This is a genomic window from Rhizobium moroccans (genome assembly GCF_057559155.1).
In genome coordinates this window covers 11,201-35,848 of the sequence record NZ_JBHFJG010000039.1, presented here as the reverse complement: position 1 = coordinate 35,848, position 24,648 = coordinate 11,201, and the positions used below count along the sequence as shown (strand labels likewise).

Annotated in this window: 19 protein-coding genes and 2 pseudogenes; 6 read left to right on the top strand and 15 right to left on the bottom strand. The window is 59.9% G+C overall.

Annotated elements, in window-relative coordinates; translation table 11 throughout:
- Positions 1 to 11: 11 nt before the first annotated feature.
- The 3 genes and pseudogenes from ACE04I_RS17925 to ACE04I_RS17915 form a co-directional block, all read right to left on the bottom strand.
- Positions 12 to 1,124, bottom strand: a complete 1,113-nt coding sequence (locus tag ACE04I_RS17925; protein WP_046793359.1) for an ABC transporter ATP-binding protein — start codon at positions 1,122 to 1,124, stop codon at positions 12 to 14.
- 1 nt (position 1,125) lies between these two features.
- Positions 1,126 to 2,026, bottom strand: a pseudogene (locus ACE04I_RS17920) (carbohydrate ABC transporter permease).
- Between the two features lie 3 nt (positions 2,027 to 2,029).
- Positions 2,030 to 2,911, bottom strand: coding sequence for a carbohydrate ABC transporter permease (locus tag ACE04I_RS17915; protein ID WP_046793357.1), 882 nt, complete (start codon positions 2,909 to 2,911; stop codon positions 2,030 to 2,032).
- A 210-nt stretch (positions 2,912 to 3,121) separates the two neighbouring features.
- On the opposite strand from ACE04I_RS17915, the gene ACE04I_RS17910 reads away from it, so the two are divergent.
- Entirely contained in the window at positions 3,122 to 4,057 is a 936-nt protein-coding gene (locus ACE04I_RS17910; protein WP_046793356.1) for a helix-turn-helix domain-containing protein, read from the top strand.
- Between the two features lie 62 nt (positions 4,058 to 4,119).
- Here the strand turns inward: ACE04I_RS17910 and ACE04I_RS17905 are convergent, their stop codons facing one another.
- The 5 genes from ACE04I_RS17905 to ACE04I_RS17885 form a co-directional block, all read right to left on the bottom strand.
- Positions 4,120 to 5,370 carry a hypothetical protein gene (locus tag ACE04I_RS17905; RefSeq protein ID WP_137326517.1) on the bottom strand — a complete coding sequence of 417 codons (1,251 nt, stop codon included), beginning with the start codon at positions 5,368 to 5,370 and terminating at the stop codon, positions 4,120 to 4,122.
- Positions 5,371 to 5,537: 167 nt separating this feature from the next.
- A complete protein-coding gene (locus ACE04I_RS17900) occupies positions 5,538 to 6,449 on the bottom strand; it encodes a dihydrodipicolinate synthase family protein (RefSeq protein ID WP_046793354.1) in 912 nt (303 codons plus the stop codon).
- 62 nt (positions 6,450 to 6,511) lie between these two features.
- A complete protein-coding gene (locus tag ACE04I_RS17895; protein WP_046793353.1) occupies positions 6,512 to 7,501 on the bottom strand; it encodes a TRAP transporter substrate-binding protein in 990 nt (329 codons plus the stop codon).
- Positions 7,502 to 7,527: 26 nt separating this feature from the next.
- Entirely contained in the window at positions 7,528 to 8,799 is a 1,272-nt protein-coding gene (locus ACE04I_RS17890) for a TRAP transporter large permease (protein WP_046793352.1), read from the bottom strand.
- A complete protein-coding gene (locus ACE04I_RS17885; RefSeq protein WP_487207417.1) occupies positions 8,799 to 9,416 on the bottom strand; it encodes a TRAP transporter small permease in 618 nt (205 codons plus the stop codon). The genes ACE04I_RS17890 and ACE04I_RS17885 overlap by 1 nt, the downstream gene beginning before the upstream one ends.
- Positions 9,417 to 9,506: 90 nt before the next feature.
- Between ACE04I_RS17885 and ACE04I_RS17880 the strand changes: the two genes are divergently transcribed.
- Positions 9,507 to 10,169 (top strand): GntR family transcriptional regulator, encoded by a 663-nt coding sequence (locus tag ACE04I_RS17880; protein WP_046793350.1) that lies wholly within the window; start codon positions 9,507 to 9,509, stop codon positions 10,167 to 10,169.
- Between the two features lie 164 nt (positions 10,170 to 10,333).
- Positions 10,334 to 11,374: a LacI family DNA-binding transcriptional regulator gene (locus ACE04I_RS17875; protein WP_487207416.1), complete on the top strand. Its 1,041-nt coding sequence runs from the start codon at positions 10,334 to 10,336 to the stop codon at positions 11,372 to 11,374.
- 2 nt (positions 11,375 to 11,376) lie between these two features.
- On the opposite strand, the gene ACE04I_RS17870 is transcribed toward ACE04I_RS17875, so the two are convergent.
- The 6 genes and pseudogenes from ACE04I_RS17870 to ACE04I_RS17845 all read right to left on the bottom strand — a co-directional run bounded on the left by ACE04I_RS17870 (position 11,377) and on the right by ACE04I_RS17845 (position 19,519).
- The gene (locus ACE04I_RS17870; protein ID WP_046793348.1) at positions 11,377 to 12,435 is read right to left on the bottom strand and encodes a carbohydrate ABC transporter permease; all 1,059 of its coding nucleotides are present in this window, start codon (positions 12,433 to 12,435) and stop codon (positions 11,377 to 11,379) included.
- 4 nt (positions 12,436 to 12,439) lie between these two features.
- Entirely contained in the window at positions 12,440 to 13,435 is a 996-nt protein-coding gene (locus ACE04I_RS17865) for a carbohydrate ABC transporter permease (protein ID WP_046793347.1), read from the bottom strand.
- Positions 13,422 to 14,543: an ABC transporter ATP-binding protein gene (locus tag ACE04I_RS17860; protein WP_046793346.1), complete on the bottom strand. Its 1,122-nt coding sequence runs from the start codon at positions 14,541 to 14,543 to the stop codon at positions 13,422 to 13,424. The genes ACE04I_RS17865 and ACE04I_RS17860 overlap by 14 nt, the downstream gene beginning before the upstream one ends.
- Positions 14,531 to 15,893: pseudogene (pglB, locus tag ACE04I_RS17855) on the bottom strand (polygalacturonase PglB). Before pglB ends, ACE04I_RS17860 begins: the two are co-directional and overlap by 13 nt.
- A complete protein-coding gene (gene bglB / locus ACE04I_RS17850) occupies positions 15,890 to 16,984 on the bottom strand; it encodes a beta-galactosidase BglB (RefSeq protein WP_046793344.1) in 1,095 nt (364 codons plus the stop codon). The pseudogene pglB and the gene bglB overlap by 4 nt, the downstream one beginning before the upstream one ends.
- A gap of 15 nt (positions 16,985 to 16,999) precedes the next feature.
- A complete protein-coding gene (locus ACE04I_RS17845; RefSeq protein WP_046793343.1) occupies positions 17,000 to 19,519 on the bottom strand; it encodes a hypothetical protein in 2,520 nt (839 codons plus the stop codon).
- Positions 19,520 to 19,715: 196 nt separating this feature from the next.
- Here ACE04I_RS17845 and ACE04I_RS17840 point away from each other — a divergent pair, with 196 nt between their 5' ends.
- Together ACE04I_RS17840 and ACE04I_RS17835 are read left to right on the top strand one after the other, a co-directional pair.
- A complete protein-coding gene (locus tag ACE04I_RS17840) occupies positions 19,716 to 20,993 on the top strand; it encodes an ABC transporter substrate-binding protein (protein WP_046793704.1) in 1,278 nt (425 codons plus the stop codon).
- Positions 20,994 to 21,208: 215 nt separating this feature from the next.
- Positions 21,209 to 22,330: a Fic family protein gene (locus ACE04I_RS17835; RefSeq protein ID WP_046793342.1), complete on the top strand. Its 1,122-nt coding sequence runs from the start codon at positions 21,209 to 21,211 to the stop codon at positions 22,328 to 22,330.
- Between the two features lie 63 nt (positions 22,331 to 22,393).
- On the opposite strand, the gene ACE04I_RS17830 is transcribed toward ACE04I_RS17835, so the two are convergent.
- Positions 22,394 to 23,395: a LacI family DNA-binding transcriptional regulator gene (locus ACE04I_RS17830; RefSeq protein ID WP_046793341.1), complete on the bottom strand. Its 1,002-nt coding sequence runs from the start codon at positions 23,393 to 23,395 to the stop codon at positions 22,394 to 22,396.
- Between the two features lie 193 nt (positions 23,396 to 23,588).
- Here ACE04I_RS17830 and ACE04I_RS17825 point away from each other — a divergent pair, with 193 nt between their 5' ends.
- Positions 23,589 to 24,617: an ABC transporter substrate-binding protein gene (locus ACE04I_RS17825; RefSeq protein WP_046793340.1), complete on the top strand. Its 1,029-nt coding sequence runs from the start codon at positions 23,589 to 23,591 to the stop codon at positions 24,615 to 24,617.
- Positions 24,618 to 24,648: the final 31 nt, after the last annotated feature.

Below are 24,648 nucleotides of genomic sequence, written 5' to 3'. Positions count from 1 at the left end.
TCCTCTTCAGCCTATGCCGCAAGCCTGCCTCCCAGCAGAGAAACATTGCGGCCGTTGGATTTGTCGAAAATGTGCAGCATCGCCGGATCAGGACGCAGGCGGATCAGTTCGGAGCCGCCGAGCGCCTCGAACTCCCCGGCGCTGACCACACTCACCAGTTTGCGCCCCTCGAGATCGGCGTGGAGATAGACCTCGTGGCCCATGAATTCGGCATTGGAGAGCCGCGCGGTGAGCGCCGGCGCCTCGCGGACAAGCGAAAGATGCTGCGGGCGGACGCCAAGCACGGCCTGACCGGGCAGCGTGGAAAGACGGCTCGTCACATGGGCGCCAAGCGCCAGGCGCTGACTGCCGATCACAAATTCCTCTCCTTCCAGCGCTCCATCCAGCAGGTTCATCTCGGGCGTGCCGATGAAACCGGCCACGAAAAGATTGGCCGGATGGTTGTAGAGCTCCTTCGGGGTGGCCACCTGCATGATCTCGCCCGCCTGCATGACGCAGATACGGTCGCCCATGGTCATCGCCTCGATCTGGTCGTGGGTGACGTAGATCACGGTGGAGGAAAGACCCTCGGCTTTCAGCCTCCGGTGGAGTTCGGTGATCCTGACACGCATGGAAGCGCGCAGCTTCGCATCGAGGTTCGAGAGCGGCTCGTCGAAGAGAAACACTTCCGGCTTCTTGATGAGGGCACGACCGAGCGCCACGCGTTGCGCCTGTCCGCCCGAAAGCTGCTTCGGCAGCCGGTCGAGCAGCGTTTCGATCTCCAAGATCTTCGCGACCTGCTCAATCGCCGCATCGATCTCGGCGCGTGGGCGGCCCGCTATCTTCAGCCCGAAAGCGAGGTTTCCACGCACCTTCATATGCGGATAGAGCGCATAATTCTGGAAGACCATGGCGATTGAGCGCTTGCCGGGCGGCAGGTCGTTGACCCGCCTCTCGCCGATCTGGATTTCGCCGCCGGTGATCTCTTCCAGGCCCGCGACCATGCGCAAGGTGGTGGATTTCGCGCAGCCGGAGGGTCCGACCAGGACCATGAACTCGCCGTCCTCGATATCGAGGTCGATGCCATGGACAGCCTTGAAGCTGCCGTAGACCTTTTCCAGTTTTTTCAGTTGAACGCGTGCCATGTCAGCCTTTGACTCCCCCCGCAGAGATGCCTTCGATAAAATACCGTTGCGCCGCGAAGAACACGATCAGCGCAGGGGTGATCGTCAGGACCGACATCGCCAGGATGCGGTTCCACTCGAAGGCTTCGGTGGTGTCGATTGACAAATTCAGGCCAGCCTCACGGATATTTGTCGACCGATGAGAGATAGATCAGCGGTCCGAGGAAGTCGTTCATCGTCCACATGAATTGGAAGAGACAGACCGAGATCAGCGCGGGCGCCAGCATTGGCACGACGATATAGACGAGCGTCTGCAGACTGTTGGCGCCGTCGACGCGCGCCGCCTCCTCCATGTCCCTCGGCAGCGAGCGCAGAAATTGCACCAGCATGAAGACGAAGAAGGCATCGCCTGCCATTGCCGAGGGCACCCAGAGCGGCAGGAAGCTGTCGAGCCAACCGAGGTCGCGGAAGAGGATGTATTGCGGAATGCGCGTCACCACGTTCGGCAGCAGCAGGATGGCGATGACCGAGACGAAGAAGATCTTCTTCAACGGGAATTCGAACCGGGCAAAGGCATAGGCCGCCATGGTGCAGGAAATCGCCGTGCCGATCACCTTGGGCAGGATGATGAGAAACGAATTCCAGAAGAAGCGCCCGAAAGTATAGGGTGTCGAGGTCTGCCAGCCCTTGATGTAACCATCCAGTGTCGGGCTTTCAGGGAGAAACCCCGCGCCGGCGAATATCTCCGAATTCGTCTTGAAGCTCGCACCGATCAGCCAGATCAGCGGATAGAGCATCACCAGCCCGACGGAGAACAGCAACACGTAACGGACGGTCGCGGATATAAGGCCGATCTTTACGCGACGGGCGGCCTGCACATCCTCGAGAACCTGCGTGTCTGTGAGTGTTTGAGAGTTTGCCATGGCTCAGCTCCGCTTGTCGCCGGCGTAGTAGACCCACTTCTTCGATGACCAGAAGGCGACCAGGGTCAGGCCCATGATGATGACGAAGAGCACCCAGGCGATCGCCGAGGCATAGCCCATGTTGAACTTCTTGAACGCCTCGTCGTAGATGTAGAGGGGTAGGAGATAGGTGGATTTCAGCGGGCCGCCCTGGGTGATGATGTAGGGACCGTTGAACTCCTGGAATGCCTGGACCATCTGCATGATGAGGTTGAAGAAGATCACCGGCGTCAGCAGCGGCAGGGTGATGAAGATGAAGGTGCGAACCTTGCCCGCCCCATCGATCGCGGCGGCCTCGTAAAGCGACTTGTCGATGGATTGCAGCGCGGCGAGGAAGATCACCATTGCCGAGCCGAACTGCCAGCAGCGCAATAGAGTGATGGTGAAGAGCGCATTGGTCGGATCGCCGAACCAATCGACCGGCGCAAGGCCGACCGTGCCGAGCGCCATGTTCGCTAGCCCCTCGCTGGCGAAGATATAGCGCCACAGAACGGCGATCGCGATGGAACCGCCGAGGATCGACGGCACATAGAAGGCGGTGCGGAAGAAGTTGATAAACTTCAGCTTGTAGTTGAGGATCGCAGCGATGAAGAGGGCAAAAGCAAGCTTCAGCGGAACGGTGATGAAGACGTAGAGCAGCGTGACGTTCAGAGATTTCAGGAACGTCCGGTCGCGCGTAAACAGCCTTTCGTAATTGGCAAGACCCGACCATTTCGGACTGCTCATCAGATCATAGCTCGTGAAGCTGAGATAAAGCGACGTGAGGAACGGCATGGCCGTGAAGACCACGAGGCCGACGATATAGGGGGCCAAATAAGCAAGCCCAAGGATGCGCTGGCCCCTCATCCGGCATCTCCCGAAAGGACCCGGAGCATAAAAATTAGAGGTTCGGTTTCGTACAAATCAGGCTCCCGTATCGGAGAAGCACAATGCGCCGGTACGCTTAGTGCCTTCACACTCCGATCTCCTCCCTTGAATTCGGCCCGCTTTTGCGGTGTCGGTGATGACATAACCGCATTTTTGGCGCAGACTGAATTAACAAAGAGGAGGAAAAAGATGGATGAAATCGAAGGCGGCATTCTATCGAGCATTCCACCCTCGGCGCTGAATTTGACCCTCACGCGCGCGACAATTCGCATGGAGCATTCGCAAACCTGGCGGATCGACAAGACGAACCCGGTGGAGGATCTGGTGATTTGTCTCGAAGGGCGCGGGCATTACCTGATCGATGGAGAGCCGAGGGTGATGGAGCCCGGCGATGCCATGCTGATCACGCGGGGACAGCGCTTCCAGGGTTGGAACGAAGGAGCCGAGACTTATATCGGGATCGCGCAGCACTTCACGCTCGACATATACGGCCGCTACGACCTGCTCGCGCAGATGGAATTACAACCGAAGATCAGGCTTAGCCGATGGAGCCTGCTCGAACCGCTTGCCCGCCACTACCGCCAGGGTGCCCCACCCTCCTCCATCACGCTCGGGCAGCACCACCTTTTCATGTATTTCCTGATCGCCTTCATCGAGGACGCCTTCATCGGCTGGCGCGGGAGCGCTGCCTATCAACCGGAGGGCGGAGATGCGCTCGACCTTGCGGTCATGAAGGCCGCCACGATGATCGCGGCCAATCCGCTCGATGTGGACATCGCCATACGCGCTGTGGAGGCCTCTCCCTACAACCATGATTACTTCTTGCGCGCGTTCCAGAAGCGCGTGGGAAGGACACCGCGGAAATACCAGGAATTCAAGCGCATGGAGCGGGCAATGCACTTTCTGGAGGGCGGGATGCCGGTTGCAGCCGCTGCCGCGGAGGTGGGTTATACCGACCCCTATTATTTCTCACGCATGTTCAAACGGAATCTGGGCCTCAGCCCGCGCGCCCACGTGAACAAGGTACGGCAAAGCCGCCATGGCGGCCTTCTGGGATTCGACGAACCGGATCAGGAACTGCGTCTGACGGGCATGGAAGATGAGCAAGGAAGAGATGCGGCCTGAGCGGCGCTCCTCCAATGAGCCGGCACATCGCCGGCCGATCCAGACGATCATGCCGGTGAGAATTAGTTGAAGTAGAAGGCGTAGCTCATGAAATTGCCTCCGAAGATCGACGTCAGCTGGTTCCAATCTCCCGAGGCCATCGTCGCGCCATTCTCCAGATAGGGCACGGCAGCAGGACCCGTGATCCATAGAACAAGATCAAAGGGCTTTGGATCGTCGAAGACCTTTGCCATGTTCACACCTTTATCGAAGCGCCAGTGCGGAACCAGAAGCCTGCCGTCGAGAACGGCTTCGAACTGCGACAGAACCTGCAGCCAAGCCTGGATCCTTTCCTCGGTGACGTCCAATGCGGGCAGAACGCCATTTTTCTGCTTCGGACCGGGCAACCATTCGTGGTCGTCGTCATCTTCGTTCGCGATCAGTGCCCATGTTTCGCGATTGAGCTCGATGACTTCCTTCAAGTGGCCGCGCACTTCGTTCCACATGACCTCGTCCACGACCGGCCACCGAATGGTATGGATAAGCGAAATGAAATCCGCGATGTCGCTGGCCTGTCCCTTCTGCAAGCCGAATATCGTCTCGTCAGAGCCGGTTGCGGCCTCGGCGTTCATTGTCGAAACCGCGCGCGGGAAGGCCAGCGCGAAGCCGCTATTCCAGCTTTCGGAAAAATCATGCGAAAGCCATGCTTTTGCAGCGGCCCTTAACAGATTGCTATAGCCCCGAAGCCATTTGGCGTCGGCCGTATCGAACCCGACGACAAACGGCAGCGGATTGCCGTTCTCGTCACGGTCGGAAACGGCACGACCGAACTGATCCTCGGGACCGAGAACGCCATCGCCGTTCCAATCAAAACGGATGACCGACAGATCAAGTTTCAACTTTGCGGGCTCGTCTCCAACGGCGGCCAAAACCTCGTCGGCCTTGTCCAGATTCCCGATGAAGGTCGACAATATCCCTCGAAACTGGTCGTAGGTAATCGGCTCCGGATCGGGATTCCAGGCAATGGCGTCGATCCTGGAACCGAAAATCAGTTCATAACCCTCGGATCGGGGCGAGAAGCCGTAGCGATAGAGCGACCGCACCAGCGTTTCGAAGGCCCGCGCGGTACGAATGAAACCAAGGCCCAAGCGGGCATCGGCACTGTCGGACGTCCTGGCGACCATCGAACTCAGCCGCTGGTCAGCTTCGCCAAGCCGTCCGCTGGCGAGATCCTCCTGCACCATTGCGGCAACATCGTTTTCATCCTGCGCAAGGACTGGCCCGCAAAAGAACGGCCAGCATGCAAGCAGGGCGGCGGCAAGAAGTTTCTTCATCTGGATACTTCCCCCCATAGGAGAAACAGACCGTCGGCAGGAAAAACCGCCACCGGCCAAATCAAGCTCCTGAAGCTCTAGCATCTGCGCAACACTGGCGCGACAAAATCTCCAGACGAGAACCTATCCTGCGGATGGCGGCCGGTAGTCCCGGCCGCTTGGTATCGTCAGGCTGCTTTCTTGCCGAGGCTCGGGCGGGTTGCGGCCGCCTTTTCCACCATGGCGGTGACTTCGGCGCGACGGGCGCCGGAGAGCGGCAGGCGCGGCATGCGGACGCGCTCGGAACCGCGGCCCATGATCTGCTCGGCAAGCTTGATCGACTGCACGAGATCATGCTCAGCATCGAGATGCAGAAGCGGCATGAACCAGCGATAGATACGGCGCGCCTCTTCCCAATCGCCTTTCTCGGCGGCGGCGACGAGCTGCACGGATTCCTGCGGGAAGGCACTGGTGAGGCCGGAGACCCAGCCCTTGGCGCCGAGCATCAGCCCTTCGAGCGCCACGTCGTCGAGGCCAGCGAATATATCGAAGCGATCGCCGAAAGCGTTGATGAGATCGGTGAAGCGGCGCGGATCGGGCGCGCTTTCCTTTACCGCCTTGATGTTCGGGACGTCTTCGAGGGCCTTCAGCACATCGACGCCGATATTGACGCGATAGGCGGGCGGGTTGTTGTAGAGCATGATCGGCAGCGAGGTCGCTTCCGCCACTGCCTTGAAATGCGCGACGAGCTCTTCCGGCTTCGGCACGTAGACCATGGCAGGCAGCACCATGAGGCCGTCGGCACCGAGTTTTTCGGCATCCCGGGCATAGGCGACGGCGCGGCGCGTATCGAGTTCCGATACACCGGTGACAACCGGCACGCGGCCGTTGACCACCTCGACGGCCGCCTTGAGGATCGTGCGCTTCTCCTCCGGATCGAGCGAATTGTTCTCGCCGCAGGTGCCCATGACGATCAGGCCGGTCACCCCGTCGTTGACGAGCGCATCCTGGACACGCTGAGTGGATTTGAGATCAACGGACATGTCTTCGTTGAACTGCGTCGTGACGGCGGGAAATACGCCGCGCCAGCCGGTGGTCATTTCGAAACTCCTTTTCGTTCAGATGATGGCGCCGCCCGGTCGGCCGGACAGCGCCCGGTTTATCAAAGCGTTGCCCCGACCTTGCGCAGTTCGGCAAGCACCGGTGCCTTGGGCAGCCAGATCTTGTCGTATTCGGCGATGATCTTGCCGGCATCGGTCACCTGGACCTCCTTGATGTCGATCGCCTTGCCGAATTCCTCGAGGAGCTTGCCTTCGTTTGCGACTGTCGCATCAATTTGCTCGTCGAGCGCGGCCTTCGTGAGGCGGGTGATCAATTCGCGATCGGCGGCGGGCATCCCCTGCCAGACCCGGCCGGAAGCAAGCGCCACGCAGGGCATGAAGATGGCGTTCATCTTCAGCATGGTCTTTGAGACCTTGTCGAAGCGCTGGTTCCAGGAGAAGTCGAGATCGGCTTCGAGGCCGTCCACCTGGCCGTTCGACATGGCATCGAATACGGCAGGGGTCGGGATCGGCGTCGGGGCGGCTCCAAGGAGCTGATAAAAGTCGCGGTAAGCGGGCGTGGTATTGATGCGGAGCTTCATACCGTTGAGGTCTTCCAGGCCACCGATCTCTTTTGCCGTGAAGACGACACGCATCGTGGTGATGCCCCAGGCAAGGCCGATCGTACCGGTTTCCGCGGGGAGCACGTCAAGCAGGCCCATGGCGACCGGCTCGCGCACGAGCTTCGCCACCTTGGCCGTGGAATCCACCACCCAAGGCGCGTTGATCGCGGCGACGGCGGGAATGCGCGAGCCGAGCTCGGCGGTCATGATCCAGCCGAGATCGAGCGAGCCTGCCTGCATCTGCTGCAGCATCGCCGCTTCCGTGCCGAGCTGGTTGGCGGGGAAGACCGCGATGTCGAGGCGACCCTTGGTCTCGGCCTTCAGCATCTCGCCGACCTTCAGCGCGGCATTGTTCCAGGGATGCCCCGGCGGCGTGGTGATGCCGAGCCGAAGTGTCTTTGCTTCCTGGGCACGAAGGACGGTGGGGACGGAAAGCGCGGCTGCGCCGAGGGCTGCTGTATGGATGAACTGTCTGCGGGTAATCGTCATGGCGTTGTTCCTCTGGAGTTTTATTTTTACGACTGATTCAAGAAGAAGGTAGACAGGATCGGGAAGATCGAGAGCAGGACGAGAAGCACGCAGGCCGCGAAGAAGAACGGCAGCGTGACGATGAACATCTTGCCCGGCTTTGCTCCTGTCACCGCAGACGCCACGAAGAAGCAGAGACCGACCGGTGGCGAGAGAAAGCCGAGCACGAGATTGACCACGGCCACGACGCCGAAATGAACCGGGTCGATGCCGTAGACTTCGGTGGCGATGGGCAGAAGGATTGGCACTGTCATGATGAGCCCCGGTGCGCCGTCGATAACCGTGCCGATGACCAGCAGGATGACGTTGACGAGAAGCATGAAGGTAATCGGATCAGACGCGATTGTCTGGACCCAGGCGGCGACCTTCTGGGGCACCATGCCGTAGACCAGCACCCATGAGAACACGGCAGCGGCGGCAACCAGGAATAGGACGACGGCCGAGTAGATACCGGCACGCAGCAGCATTTTGGGAAGCTGCGCGAAGCTGAGTTCGCCGATCCAGTAGCGCCCGACCAGTACCGCCGCGATCACCCCCACGGCGGCTGCCTCGGTCGGATTGGCGATGCCGGCCATGATTGAGCCGACGATGATGAGCGGGATAAGGAGCGTCGGCAGCGCATCCGCAATGACGCGGAGGCGTTGCCCGAGCGTCATGCGTTCGCCGCGCGGGTAATTGTAGACGAAGCCCATCAGCGCGATGACGATGCAGAAGATGATCGTCAGAAGGATGCCGGGCAGCATGCCGGCCGCCAGCATGTCGCCCACCGGCACCTGCGCCAGCACGCTGTAGACGACGAACATGATGGAGGGCGGAATGATCGGGCCAAGCATGCCGGCATAGGCCGTCAATCCGGCCGAGAATGTCTTGTCGTAACCCTTCTTCTCCATTTCCGGCACCATCATCTGCGCCATAATGGCGACCTGCGCGGTGGCCGACCCAAGAATGGAGGCGACGAACATATTGGCGAACAGGTTCACATAGGCAAGCCCGCCACGCATGGCCCCGATGAAGGCCATGGTCATGTCGATGATCCGTTTCGTGATGCCGCCGCCGTTCATCACCTCGCCGATCAGGACAAAGAGCGGGATGGCGATCAGCCCGTAATTATCGACGCCGCCGAAGAGCTGAACCGGCAGGCTCTGGAAGAGTAGCGTGTTTCCGCTGGCAAAGATGTAGACCATGCTGGCAATGCAAAGGCAGAGCCCGATCGGCACGCCGACCAGCATCAGGACGAGAAAGGCGGCAGAGGTCACCATCAGTTCACGCTCTCCGCGTTCGAGAAGTCCGGACGACGGCGACGCGGGGAAAGCCCTGCGTCCTCGGCGAGATTGGCAAGCGTGTGGATCGTCATGCTGACAGCAAAGAGCGGAAGCACCAGGCTGACCATCCAGGTCGGCCAGCCGAGGGTCTGTGTATGCTCGGTATAGAGGAAGTTGAAGCTCTGCCCCGCATAGGCCTTGGCATCGAAACCGGCTGCGGCGATGCCGAGCGGGTCCATCCAGTTCCAGCACATTACCGCAAGCGCAATGGCGAAGGCTGTGCCGAACAGGCTGGCAACCGCCTGTAGACGCCGCGCATTCACCACCGAGAGTTTGTCGCTGAGAAGTGTTACGGAAAAGTCGAGCCTGAGCCGCGTCAAGGCGGAGGCGCCGATGAAGGAAAGCCACACCATTGCGTAAACGGCTGCTTCATCCACCCAGTAGAGCGGCGTACCGGAGTAACGGGTCACCACATTGAGCAGGATAAGAGCGAGAAGCAGCGCCATCAGGCCGCCGACAAGCACCTTCTCACAGGTAAGAACCGCTTCCGAAACGGCGATGATCGCACGGATGGGCCAAGCCGCCGTCCCCGGCGGTGATAGCTGATCTGACATTCCTGTTCCCTTTATTTTGGTATAATGTAGATTTTATACATTTGATGAGTCAACTGGCTTTTTAATCAATTTCGTGTAGCGGGAAACGTCATGACCTCACCTCTCAAGCACCGCACCCTTTCGGGCGCACTCATCAACGAGATCCGCCAGGCAATCCTTTCTGGACGCTATGCGGCAGGAAGCCAGTTGCGGCAGGATGCTCTTGCCGAGGCCTATGGGGTTAGCCGCATTCCGATCAGGGAAGTACTGTTCCAGCTCGAGGCCGAAGGGCTGGTGAAGATCCTGCCGCAGAAGGGCGCGATCGTTTCTCAACTGTCGCGAGAAGAGATCGACGACGTCTTCGATCTACGCATATTGCTGGAACCGCGCCTGTTCCTGGCCTCGGCTCCGAAGCTCATCCAGGAAGATTTCGATCGCCTCGACGAGAAGCAGGCGACCTATGTGAGGGCAATCGCCGGCGGCCAGATAGACGAATATGGCAGGCTCAACGCGGAGCTTCACATGGCGATGTATCATCGAGCGAACATGCCGCGTACGCAGCAGATCGTCGCGTCGCTGTTGCAGACCAGCGATCGCTATACCCGCGTGCAGCTATCGAGCGAGGCGGCCATGGCACGCGCGATGACGGAGCATGGCGAGCTGATAGGGCTATGCCGGTCCCGTGATTTCGAGCAAGCCGCCGGGCTTCTGGCCGACCACATCGCGGCGGTGCGCAAGGATCTGATTGCCGTGCTGGAGGGCTCCGGGACGTAATCCTAGGATTGGCGGGCAGAAGTCGGTCATGTCTGTCGTTGTCGGCCAACATTCTCTATTGTCAGCCAACGAACCACTTCAATCCGATCTCGCCGCGCATTAGAACAGTTACGCGCTGCCATCCATGCAGCCGGCAATCGTCGATGTGTCCTGAGGGGGTGCGTGTGAAGGCAAAGATCGGATTAAGGGAGGTTGCCCAAAATGCCGGCGTCTCTCTCAGCACCGCTTCCCATGTCCTGAACGGGACCGCACCAATTTCCCTCGAGGTCCGTGATCGCGTCCTGAATTCCGCGCAAAGGCTGGGCTATCTGGAGCGCAGGAAAAGCCGCGCGACCATTGCAACCCTTCGCACCATACTGCTTGCGATCACTAGTGAGGCGGCCCCGCATAGCGATCTCAACCTGGTCAGTTGGACGATGCTGAACGGCCTCAGGCAGGAATGCGAGCGCCGCAGCATCAGGATCATTCCCTTTGTCAGTGCCGGCAACCGGATCGATCCCGCGGAGGTCCGGCGGATCGCTCAGGCTGAAAATGTCGATGGCATCGTTGTCCTCAACGATGACCGGCCCGAGCTTATTCGCGCGCTTGCGCAGGCAAGGACGCCGTTGGTGATCCTCAACGGCGAGGATCCCTCGATGCTTGTCGACACGGTCACCGGTGAAAACCGCTTCGGTGCCCGCCAGGGCATAGAACATCTTATGGCGCTCGGGCACCGCCGCATCCTGCATCTTACCTGGAAAGGCCGAACCACCATCCGCCGGCGATATGACGGTTATGCGGATGCCTATCTGGCTGCAGGCCTTTCCCTGCCGGTGGACATGGTCGTGGAAGCAGACGGTTTCGAGCCTGTGCAGGGGGAGCGAGCGATCCGGGAGCTGTTGGCTACGGATCCAATATTGAAGGGTGCAACGGCAATCTTTTGCGCTGCGGACAATCTGGCGCTCGGCTGCCTCAAGGCACTTGCCGTCGCTGGACTGCGGGTGCCCGAGGACATCTCGGTGCTCGGCTTCGACGATATCGTACGGGGTGAATTCAGTTCACCGCCGCTGTCGACGATACACCTGCCGGTCGAGCATCTCGGAGCGGCCGCTCTCGGTCTGCTCGAACAGCGGCTGATCGCCAATGATCCGCTGCGGCCGGCGCATCGGCTGGAGCTCGGCTGCAGGCTTGTCCTGCGGGGCAGCGTGGCACCGCCCCGCGACTGAACTTACTTCATGCCCGTCCCGGCAATGCCGGTGGTTATGTACTTCTGGAGGAAGAAGAAAACGATGGTGACCGGCAGAAGGCTCAGGAAGGTCATCGCCAGGATATAATGCCACTGGACCGAAAACTCGCCTTGGAAGGCATTGAGCCCGACCTGCAGCGTGAAGTTTTCGCGGCTGCTCAGCACGATCAGCGGCCAGAGGAAGTCGTTCCAGCGCCACAGGATCGAGAAGATCGCGAGAACCGCGAGCGCCGGCGCGGTCAATGGCAGAATGATGCGCCAGAAGATGCGGAATTCACTCGCCGCATCGACGCGCGCTGCTTCTATCAACTCGTCCGGGATGGTCAGCATGTATTGGCGCAGCAGGAAAACGCCGGTGGGAGAGGCGATCGTCGGAATGATGATACCCCACAGATTGTCCACCAGCCCCACGCCGACGACCACGAGATAGGCCGGCACCATGACCACCGTCAGCGGGATCATCAGCGTCGAAATGATAAGCACGAAAATCGCCTTGTCGCCGCGGAAGCGATATTTCGACAGAGCAAAGGCAGCCAGTGCATTGACGATGAGCGTCAGGATGGTTGCGACGAAAGTGACGAAAACCGAGTTCTTGAGAAAGGTCAGGAAGTCGAACTTCGTCAAAGGATCGGTGTAGTTCTCCGTCGCGGCGGTAAGCTGCTGGACCGGCGAAATATCCTTCACGTCGATGCTGACCGGTTTGCCGGGCTCATTCGGATCGACCATCTGGGCCTTGAGGCCGATGCGACGGACCATCGCCATCTCGCGGGTCTCTCCGTCGACTGTGACCTTCCAGAGGCTGAGCGGGTTTTCAAAGCCGGTGACGGTTTTCTGGACGGCTGCTCTCGGCAGCAGCGTCGGTGGAAAACGCGTGATCTCCGCTTCCGGCTTCAGCGAGGAAAGCCCCGCCCAGGCAACCGGGATAAGGACCGCAAGCGTCCCACCAATCAGCCACAACCAAGAGAGGATGTCGGTCACGCCGACACGTCCGGGCCGGCGCGTGCGGGTCAGGAAAGCGACGGGATCGAGGCTGGTCGACATGGAATCACGACTCCATCCTGCGGCCAAGCCGCAACTGTATGAGCGTCAGTATGAGCAGGACGACACCCATCAGCACCGAGGCGGCCGAAGCCAGTCCGAACAGACGCAGATCGCTGCCGAAGGCCATCTGATAGATATACTGGACGATGAAACTATTGGCCGTGCCGGGACCGCCGCCATTCGTCAACACCCAGGCCTCGTCGAAAATCTGCACCGATCGGATCATCAGCAGGATGAGCACGACCAGAAGGTTCGGGCCGAGAAGCGGCAGCGTAATGCGCAGCAGCGTCCGTCTCGGAGAGGCCGCGTCGATCGCGGCAGCCTCGTAGAGATCCTTCGGGATGGCCTGAAGGCCGGCGAGAAGGATCAATGTATAGAACCCCATATGGAACCAGACCGAAACCACGACCACGAAGAACCGCGACCAGCCTACATCCAGCAAGAAGATTTCCGGTGGAACGCCAAGCATTTGCAGGAAAGCGTTGAGAAGGCCGTTGCGATCCAGGAACCATTTCCAGATGAGGCCGATGACTACGGGCGACAAGAGAACGGGATAGAAGAAGACGGCGCGGAAGAAGCCGCACGCCGCAATCGCCCGATTGAGGATCAGCGCGGTGACGAGTGCCACGAGAAGCGTCGCCGCCACGTTGAAGCCGACGAACCACAGGGTGTTCCATATCGCTGTCCAGAACAGGGATTCGCGGCAGCTACCGGGGCTCGAGTAGTCCTCGCAGGCTAAGAGTTGGCGGAAATTGTCGAAACCGACGAACGGCCGGTCGGCAACGAAGAGTTCCGTTCCCCCCGTGAAGGCATAACCGACCGCAATCGCAATCGGCAGGAATGTGAATATGCCGAAAAGCACGAGATTGGGCGCCAGGAACAGATAAGGCATCCGCTTCCTGCCAAAGAGCCACTCAAACCCGTTGATCGGCGCCTCGACCAACCGCATGACGAAATCGAGCGTCCGGTCGGCCAGGGTCGCTATCCTAGGCGTGCTCATGAACCCTCCTTGGCTCCTCGACGGCCCGCGGCAGGGCAAGACCCGTGTCGGGGTCGAAAACGTGCAAGCGCTCCGGCATGGGCATGAGGAACAAGCGCCCCCCTGCCTTCGGAGCAAAATGACCGGCCTGATGGATGATGATCTGCTCGCTCTGGCCGTCGAGGGTTCCATAGACATAGGTCTCGGTGCCGAGGCTCTCGTGATATTGAACGATGAACGGCAGCCCTTCCTCCTGAGACAACGTGAAGTGAGCCGGACGTATGCCGGCCAGCACGGGCTGACCTATCCTGGCGCCGGCGGGATCGAGTTTTGCAGGCAAGGCGATCCTGTAGCCCACGTCGATCGCCACAGAACCGTCTTCGATGGCGGTCACCGTTCCCTTCAGCATGTTCATTCGGGGCGAGCCCAAAAAGCCGGCCACGAACAGGTTGCGGGGATTGTCGAAGAGTTCGAGCGGTGTTCCCACCTGCTCGATCCGGCCACTGTTCAGCACCACGATCTGGTCGGCCATCGTCATGGCCTCGACCTGGTCGTGGGTCACATAGATCATCGTGGTCTTGAGCTCGCGGTGCAGTCTGGTGATTTCCGCACGTGTCTGGACGCGCAGGGCCGCATCGAGATTGGAGAGCGGCTCGTCGAAGAGGAAAATATCTGGATTGCGCACGATCGCGCGGCCGATGGCAACGCGCTGCCGCTGGCCGCCCGAAAGCTGCCTCGGCTTCCGGTCCAGATAAGGCTCGATGGCCAGCATGCGCGCCGCTTCCTGAATCCGCGCTTCGATCTCGCTGCGCTTGAATTTGAGGTTTTCCAGGCCGAAGGCCAGGTTCTTGCGCACGCTCATATGCGGATAGAGCGCATAGGACTGGAAGACCATGGCAATCCTGCGCTCGGCGGGCGAAAACCGGCCGACATCGCGGCCGCCGATCTCAATGCCGCCGGCGGAAATGTCCTCCAGCCCGGCGATGATCCTCAAAAGCGTAGACTTGCCGCAACCCGACGGCCCGACGAAGACGACGAACTTTCCGTCCTCTATGGTCAGGTTGATGTCGTGCAGCACGGTCAGCGCGCCGAACGCCTTGTTCACACCGGTAAGTTTCAGTTCTCCCATACCCTGCTCCCGCCAGGTTCAATTCGCTTGATGAAGGACGTTTGCATTCCACCTCTCAGGCAGCGGCTCAGGCCTTTCAATATGCACCTCGTCCATCCAAAGGTCCTTCATGCCCTTGGTGAAAATGGCGGGTAGGCCATCCGGATAATCGACAATCCCGATCACCTTTCCATCGGCTCCCCTCGTCCAGGCGTTCGCGCGGCCGACCGCATCCAGGCTCGGCGCGATGTCCGCATGGGTCGGTCTCAGATCATAGCACGAGGCTGTACCCAATTGGCCGGCCGCTTGCCGGAGCCTCAGGCGCGACAGCCGGACATTTTGGAGACCGGCGGCAGAGGTCGCGACGAGCACGATCGCCCCTTCCATGCGCCCGCTCAAATCCTCGACGATCAGGTTCTCCACCGCACCGGCCCGACGTTCCGGCACGCGGTCGACCACGGTCACGGTCAATGCTTCGCCCGATCCCCAGAAGCCGTCGAGCGTTTCGTGGCAGTCCACGTCGATCCGCGAAAAGCGGATGTTCGAAATGCGCCCACCGTCGCGTGAGAACAATCCAAGTCCGCGGTTGGAATTGCGGATGCGGCAATCCTCGAAAACGACATTGGTGAAATCGCCGTGTGATTCCGTGCCGATCTTCAGTCCGCAGCTTTGGCTTTCTATCGTGCATCGGCGAACGACAATGTTCTCGCAACTGCCTATGGCGCCGCCGTTCGGCGCCATGCTCGTTTTGAGGCATATGCCGTCGTCCGCGGTCGAGACTACGCAATCCTCGATGACTGCGCCCCGGCAGGCATCGAGCACGATGCCATCGGTATTGGGGAGGCGGCGATTGTTGGAGACCGTCACGCGGGAGACATGCACATCCTCGCAATTGACGAAATGCAAGGTCCACATTGGGGAGTCGATGACTTCGATATCCTCCAGGCGAACGTCCTTACAACCCTCCAACACGAGGACCCGCGGACGAAATTCGGCAGGGATGTAGGTGCCCATTGCCTGGTCGTCGCCGGCGATGAACCCCTCCCCGCCCGCCTCGATCCGTCCATGCCCGGTCAGGGCAATATCCACCTCATTCCTTGCAGTGATGATCCCGCGGTCCGATTTTTCGGCAATTACCGAAACCGTCGTTGCGGAATAGGCCTCGTAATCAGGAACGGGCCGCAGGACCGCCCCCTCGGGCAAGTGAAGTTCAACGCCAGATTTCAACCGAAGCCCCCGGATGACGTGAATGCCGGGGCATAACTCGACCCGTCCGCCCCCGAGCGCTGAGACCTCGTCTATGGCTGCCTGTATATGCAAGGTCGCCTCTTCCTGCCGGGCCGGAATGGAATGGGAAATCCTCCGCGTCATACCTTTCCCTCCTTTTCCAGCAATACCTCGGTGAGCAGCAGCATGGTCAGCGCTTGCCCGTAGGGTGTCGGCAGGTTCGGGATGCGGCGATAGAATTCAAGATCATGCCCCATGGGGGTACCGTCCGAGACGCCCTCCACGACCCCTTCTTCATCGATATGGGCAAGCACTGCGGAGAGCGCCCGCTCGGCATTCTCACGATCTGCGGCATCGAGAATGCCCGCCTGGACGCCACGCAGGATACCGTATGCGATACCGGCTGTGGCCGAGGTCTCCACGGGCGAGGTCAAATCATCGACAAGCGTGTGGAACATGCCGTCAAGCCGCTGGAAGTCCTTCAGCGAGCGGACCTGACTTGCCAGGACATTGGAGAGGAAACGCTTGTCCTTCTCGTCGAGATCCGGAACGAGCTCAAAGAGTTCGGGAATGGCAACGGTGATCCAGGCGTTGCCACGTGCCCAGAAGGCCTTGGCGAAATTGTGCCGGCCGATGAAGGTCCAGCCATGATACCACAGGCCGGTCACCGGATCGGAAAGATAGCGCGTATGCACCATGAACTGGTAGACCGCCTCGTCGATCCAGTCGCGCCTTCCGCATACGACGCCGGCGCGGGCCAGGAAAAGGGTGGCCATGAACAGCGTGTCATCCCAAAGCTCGCCCTCGTTCAGCCGTTCCTTGACGACGTGCTGGAAGCCGCCATCCTCGGTCTTGGGAAGTTTGCGGACAAGCCAATCCGCCCAATCCTCCACGAGCGCGCGGAAATCCGGCCGGTCGACATGCTCGATCAGGATGGCGAGCGGCAGCATGGGAGCCGTGCTGTTGATCTGTCGCGGCGGCAGGCCTCTTTTTATCTGCCAACTATACCAATCGACGAGATCGTCGAGCGCGCGACGATCACCGGCGGCAAGCGCCCGCCGCAGGAAGCCGTAAAGCCCAACCCCGACCTCCCAGTCCCATTCATCGAACTGGATACCCCTGCCTGCATCCGTGCCGGCAAGACCTTCCTTGATGCCCTTGAGGCGACTGAATGCCGCCGCTACCCGGTCGATCGTGTCCTGCAAGGCCGGCTTGGTGAGGGTCATCGCATCCATCGGTTTGATTGTCCTTTACGCATAGAAGGGATGGTCGGTTGAGCCATCTGCCTCCAGGCTGTCATAGGTCAGGCTCGGCACCGGCCGGTCATGAAGGAAAGGCTTGGGTTCATCGCCCACGGTGAAGACCCCGGAATAGGCAAGTTTCAGCGTTGCCCGTCCGGGCGGAGTGAGGGAAAGCATTCGGCTTTCGGGTTCGAAAGTGACGCGCGTTGCCCGGATCCGCTCGATGAAGCGCTGGAAGGCAGCGTCGTCTCCGGCGCCGACGATAGCCGCCCAGCCGGTCAGCGTTCCGTGCGAGCGTATCTCCCGCCCGGCCGTTGCGCCTTGAGCGACGAGCTCGAGCCCGTTCGTCGCGTGGAGGGCTGCAAAGCCACGCCCGGACCAGGTCACGAGCCAGCCGCCTTCAAGGATGACTTCATCGAGACCGTCACGGCCGATATAGGCATGGGTCCAGGCGTTGCGGGCATCTTTCGTATCGGCAATGAGCAAGGCCACGTCGCGATATTGCATGACGCGCGGCAGAATGCCGTTACCGGCCCAATAGGAGGGGCGCTGCGTGCCCCAAGGGTCATCCTCGCCGGGATGGTTGATCCAGAGTCTTGCCATCGGATGGCCAGCCAGGCGAATGTCGAGCACGTGTTGCTGGTGCCCCTTCCCGCCCGTCTTGTGATCGACCACCGTGGCAAGTTGCGAGGCCTCGGTCTTGAACAGCACGAGCCGGGCCTCTTCGAGGCCTTGCGTATAGCGCGCCTCGATTGCCCGTCCCGGCGTCAATTGGGCCAATTCAATAAGGTCGGAGGGCGGCTCATAGGTGCCGGCGCAGAACATCGGCAGCGAAGCCACCCCACCGTTCAGCCACCCGTCGCCGAAGGCCACCCTTGCGAAAGGAGCAAGCTCCGTCAGAGGGCCTGCTCGCAATTCCTTGTCATAGGCGCGCCCTTGCGACCCCGCCGGCACTCCCGCCAGCGTATGCAGCGCGACCATCCGGAAAATGCAGTCGAGTTGGTGCCTGGCTCTTGCCGCGATCGCCGGTTCAGCCCACCGCTCCAGAGCAAAGAGACCTATGAAATCAATCGGATAGTAGGCAGCGGAATTCCATTCTGCCAGACCATGCGCTTCGACGCTGTCGAACCAGCGATGCAGCCGCTGCGTCGCGAGTTCAGCCTGTTCGCGCCCTTTCCTGCCGGAAGCCGAAAACGATTCCTCGGGCAGGAGCCTGCCTGCGATCAGTTGGCTTGTGTGGAAGCACAGGGCATGGTTTTCGCTCCAGAACCACATGACATCGTTGCCGGGTTCGTCCACCCAATAGCGGTAGCCGAGAATGGAGGCACGGATCCGCTCCACGATGACGGGCGGCAGCAAATGCCCATAGTCTCCAAGGAGCCAAAGAAGCGGCACCATGACGAAATCGGAACAATCCTCGCGCTTGTCGATGGACCGCAAGGTCGCGTCGACGATGCGCTCCATGACCTCATGATCGATTTCACCGCGCGCAGCCATGGCCAGGACGCGCCCGATGCGCTCGGCGCCGAAGCGGGCGCTGAAAGCCAGAGCTTCCCGTTTCCGCTCGAAAAGCAATGCCGGGGCGGAAGGCGTGAGTTCGCTCAGAAAAGCCGCGTCTATGTTGCGCGTAACGGTTCCGGCACCGGAACCGAGCTTGAGCCTGATGCCGTGATATCCGTCAGGAATCCCCGCGATATCGTCTGCCCTCAGTCGTGTTTCGGTCGCATGGAGTTTCAGATCGGCACTGGCGAGGATAGCCCGGTCATGGCCGTGACTATAGACCTCGACGTGGACGGGCAGGTCGGAGCCAGGCGGACTGTCGAAGACGATTTCCAGCGGCTGGTTCACGAAAACATCGAGGGCCGGACGGATGCCCCGCACCAACAGTTCCAGCTGCCTCACCTCTTCCCGGTCCAGGGCAACCGGCAGGACAACCGTCAGAGGCTCCGGGTCCGCCAGTTCCAACTCGAAGAACCAGATCGTATCGCGTTCCGCGAGATCCTCAGTCAATACGAGGATCTCGTTGTCGCCAGCCTTCAGCCTCAAACGAATATCCGTTTCGCTTTCGACATTCCGCAGGAAAGGTTCGAATCGCGCTTGTTCCAAGCCATTTACCCAGATGCGCATCCCGCCGCAGGTTTTCAGCCGCAGAAGAAGCTCGCGTTCCCGCTCGCTGCGGAACGTTCCCCGTAGCCAGCGGCTGACATGCGTGGGCACATGCCAGAAGCTCGTGAACTCGACGCGCCGATTTGAGCCGGGAAGATTAAGGAAGGAAGACTGCCAATCCGTTCGGGGGGAGATGTCACGCCCCACCATCTTTGCCCAGAATGCCTTGCGGCACGGCAGATCGCCGACATCCACGAAACCGTTGATGAAGCGATAATTCACGCGATCCTCCGCCAACGCGGGCACGCCCGGGAAATATTCCTCGGTGAGATCGGAAACCACCCAGGCCGTGATCGTCTCGCCAGGGCGGACGGTAGAGGTCGGATCTGCCGGATCGCTGTCGGCGCAAGCCGCTTGCTGCATTGGATCGCCTCCCGTCGATCTATGAAAATATTTTCACTACAATTCAGGAACAATTTTCACATGAAGACTGCTCCTCGTTTTTAGAGACGAAACAGCTTGACGTTTACGTTGTCAAGTATCAAAAAGAGATAAATCGAGAATGGCGCCGATGGAGGCGATCTCGATTTATGAAAATATTTTCATTGGGAGGATGAAAATGCAGAAACTTCTTACGGGGATCAGTGCGTTCGTTTTCGCAGCGATTTCCCTTTCAAACGCCGCATTGGCGCAAACCAAGACCATCACCTTTCTCTTCACGGATGACGACCAGAGCTATGTCGAGCACATGGCCGCCCTGAGTAAGGAATTCGAGGCCTCGCATCCGGACATCAAGGTCAACTTCGTGTCCTCGGGCTATGACGCCGTGGCAAAGCAGTTGCCGGTTCAGTTGGCCGCAGGCAAGGGCCCCGATCTCGCCAAGATCACCGATTGGCAGCTCGCGCCATACTACCTCGATATGCGCCGCTACATGAAGGATCCGGAGGCCTATACCGAGCTGCACGGCGCCAGCCTCGATCAGCTTCGCCTGCCGGGCGTGAACGATCCACAGTCGATCAACGGCTACGTCGCCTCACAGACGCTCAACCTGCCTTTCATCAACAAGACGTTGTTCGAGCAGGCGGGCGAACCGTTGCCGAGACCGAACGCTACGCTGAAGGAGATCGTCGAAGCTTCCGCGCGCGTCGCCAAGGCAACCGGCGTGCAGATACCCTTCACGATGGACCGCTCAGGTCATCGCTTTTCGGGCGGCGCCTATTCCTACGGCTCCACTTACGTCAAGGACGGAAAGTTCAATTTTCCCGATGAAGCGGCCCGCAAGTACATCGCAGACCTCTACGCCTGGACGCAGGACGGCAGTTTCCCCAAGGAGATGTGGGGAGCGGCCGGCGGCTCGCAATACAAGAATATGGGCGACGAATTCGTCAACGGCAATGTCGTGACCTATCTTGCCGGCAACTGGATGGTGAACCCGTTCCAGAAGAAAATCGGAGATGCCTTCGAATGGACGGCCATCAATGCTCCCTGCGCCGACGCGGGCTGCTATGCGATGCCCGGCGCCACTGCGATCGTCGGCTTCAAGCGCACGGAACACCCCGAAGCGGTCGCCCAGTTTATCGAGTTCCTCGGCTCGGAAAAAGTCCAGCGTGAGATCGCCGAGACCTATGTCATCCTCACGGGCGCGGATATCAGCGACCCGCAATACAAAATCTCCAACGAGGACGCCAAGGCTTCCATGGCCGTATTTCTCGACAACAGAAAGAACGTGCCTCAGGCCGCGCGCGAATTCGAACGCATGAAGGGCGGCACTGCCGTTTACCAGCAGATCGTGCAGCGCATGAGCCAGCTGATCGTCGGCGAGCTCAGCCTCGAGGAGACCTACAAGAACCTCGAAGCGGATGTCGCCAAGATCAACGAAGCGCTTGCCACCAAGTAACCTCCCGAGAAGGATACCGCGGGGAGTACCCAGTTCCCCCGCGGTATCTGGATTGAGTGAGGCTTGGGGCGGAATGGGCGCCCTAAGCGCTTGCTTATGTTGGACATGAGGAGGCGGAGCTTGCCGAGAAGCTCCAGTCTCTCTGAGCGATAGGATATGTTGCTATAACTCACGATTGCCCGTATATTGAGTTATAGAAACGCGACCTATAGCTCATGACATGGAATTGGACACAGGAAGCCTGGCCGCGATTCAGCTATGACGCGGCCGCTTTGGAACACTTTGAGAACCGGTTCCTCCTAGTCTCAGGGGAAGTGATCGGTGCTGTTCGGCATGTCAGCGATGATGAACGCGATCTGCTACGCATCGAACTTTTGAGCGAAGAGGCGGTAAAAACGTCGCAAATCGAAGGCGAGATGCTCGATCGATTGAGCGTCCAATCTTCCTTGCGAAGGCAGTTTGGCCTTGACGCCGATAGTCGACCGGTGCGACCGCAGGAACGCGGGATCGCTGAAATGATGGTTGGCGTCTATGACACCTGGGCCATTCCGCTCAATCACCAAACCCTGTTTCACTGGCACAACATGCTGATGGCAGGAAACCGCCATATCGGAACTATCGGCGGATACCGGGCTCATGATGATGCCATGCAGATTGTCTCCGGCCGCCACGACAAGCCTATCATCCATTTTGAAGCTCCACCATCAAGACAAGTGCCTGAAGAAATGACGGCCTATGTCGAGTGGTTCAATAAATCATCACCGGGTGGGGCGCTCCCCCTGCCGCCACTGACACGCGCCGGCATAGGCCATCTATATTTCGAAAGCATCCACCCATTTGAGGACGGGAATGGCAGAATTGGCCGCGCCCTTGCCGAAAAATCCCTTGCGCAGAATATCGGACAACCCAGCTTGATCGCGCTTGCCTATACGATAGAGCGGGATCGAAAAGCCTACTACGATCAACTCGAACGGCACCAGCGGACGCTCGATATCACCGATTGGCTGGTCTACTTTGCCGAGACCATCCTGAAGGCGCAGCAAACGACCATCAAGCGAATTGCCTTTTATATCGAGAAGGCAAAGTTCCATGACCGATTCCGCGGCCAATTCAACGAGCGACAGGAAAAGGTTGTCGCCCGCATCTTCCGTGAAGGCCCCACAGGGTTCAAGGGCGGCTTGAGCGCTGAGAATTACATTTCCATCACGCGTACCTCCCGGGCGACAGCGACCCGCGATCTTCATGACTTGGTTCAAAAGGGTGCGTTAACGCGGACCGGCGAACGCAGGCACACGCGCTATGCCCTGAACCTGCCGGCTATCAAGAAGACTGAGTAGCCCATGGCGGACAAGTATCCGCTGTATGATCCATATGTGAATGTCCCTTCGCAGGCGAAGTTGCTAACCGCCTCGCACCGATCCGCGCCAGATCAGTTCCGCTTCGAGCTTGTGCGAATTCGCCTCCGTCTGGGAGGGCTGCGCGAGCCAGGCCACCGCCTCGGCGGCGATGCGCTCCACCGGCTGCGCGAACGTCGTGAGATTGTAGGATGACCACGAGGCCTGCTCTATGTCGTCGAAACCGATCACGCAAAGTTCCGAAGGAACAGCGAGATTGAATTGATGCCTGGCGGCATCCATCAGCCCGCAGGCCAGAAGATCGCTGGCGCAAAAGATCGCATCCGGCCGCTTCTCGCGCGTCAGCAGGCGCTGCGCCACGATTGCGCCGCTCCGGTAAGAGGTCGGGCCGTAGCGTTCCACCACCACCTCGATGCCATGCGCCCGCCCGGCCTCGCGAAAACCTTCCTCCCGCGCCATCAGACTGGGCGTCATCGCGGCGGAGTTGGCGAATGCGAAAGTCTGGCAACCCGCCCGCTGCAAGGCAATGAAGGCGCGGCGGGCCGCTTCCCGGTCGTTCAGGTTGATGAGCAGCGGCCCCTCGCGGTCTTCGTCGCGATTGATCAGCACCAGCCGCTGTCCGTTCTTCAGGCACAGATCGGTGATCGACTTGTCCGGCATGCCCGAAAGAATGATGGAAGCATCCGCGCGGTATCGGATCGCCTGCCTGAGTGCCAGATCGACGCTGTCATCGGACCGGTCGGTATTGATTACCATGGCAATCTTAGCGACACTCTGCAATTGCTGCGTCAGGGCTTTGAGAAGGCGCGCCCGATAGGGGGTGTCGAGTTCGGAGACGATGAGGCAGACAATGCCGCTCTCGTTTCGCATGAGCCCGCGGGCGAGATGATTGACATGGTAGCCGAGCGCCTCGGCCGCTTCGACCACGCGTCGCCGAGTCTCCTCCGAGACACTGGCGCCAGGCGTGAAAGTACGCGAAACTGCTGACCGGGAAACACCCGCCCGATCGGCGACCTCCTTGGCGCTGACGAAGACCTTGCGGCTCATGGTGGGCTCCCTCCCGATCCGGTTCATGCATCTTTTTGCAAGCGAGTGCAATAAATTGATGACAGTCCGCCGCTTCATTTCCGAAATTCTTCAGAAATTTATTATTGACAACCTCCTCACTCGCATGGAACCATTGCACACGCTTGCAAAAAGCGGGTGATGTGGAGGCGTCGCCAAATCTGGGAGGATCATCATGCGCCTGGCTATGTTGGCAGGAGCCGCGTTGGCGGCTGGCCTGACGTCGAATGCAGCGGCAACTCGAGCCGCCGAAGAGCTTAACCTTATCTGCTCCGCCGACGTGGTAATCTGCGAGCTGATGCAGGGCATGTTCCAGAAGGAAACCGGAATCCAGGTCAACATGGTGCGCCTGTCCTCTGGTGAGACCTATGCGAAAGTCCGCGCCGAGGCACGTAATCCCAAAACCGATATCTGGTGGGCCGGAACGGGTGATCCGCATCTGCAGGCCGCTTCCGAGGGCCTGACGCAGGAATACAGGTCACCCCTCCTCGACGAGCTTCAGGACTGGGCGAAGAAGCAGGCCGAAAGCTCGGGCTATCGGACGGTCGGCGTTTATGCCGGCGCGCTCGGCTGGGGCTACAATACCGAGCTCTTCAAGTCCAAGAACCTCAATGAACCGAAATGCTGGGCCGATCTGCTCGACCCCTCCTACAAGGGCGAGATCCAGATGGCCAATCCGAATTCCTCGGGAACGGCCTACACCGCGCTCGCCACCCTCGTGCAGATCATGGGCGAGGACCAGGCTTTCGACTACCTGAAGAAGCTGAACGCCAATATTTCCCAGTATACGAAATCGGGTTCCGCGCCGGTGAAGGCCGCAGCGCGTGGCGAAACGGCTATCGGCATCGTCTTCATGCATGACGCCGTCGCCCAGACGGTCGAAGGCTTCCCGGTCAAATCCGTGGCACCTTGCGAAGGCACCGGTTACGAGATCGGTTCGATGTCGATCGTCAAGGGCGCCCGCAATCTTGAAAATGCAAAGAAGTGGTACGACTGGGCGCTGCGAGCCGACGTGCAGTCGCACATGAAGGAGGCGAAATCCTTCCAGCTCCCCTCCAACAAGAGCGCCGATGTACCCAAGGAAGCCCCCAAATTCGAAGAGATCAAGCTGATCGACTATGATTTTACGACCTACGGCAATCCCGATACCCGCAAGAGGCTGCTGGAGCGTTGGGATAGCGAAATCGGGGCCAATGCCAATTAATGAGGGGAGCGTAAGTGCCGGGGGCCGCCCC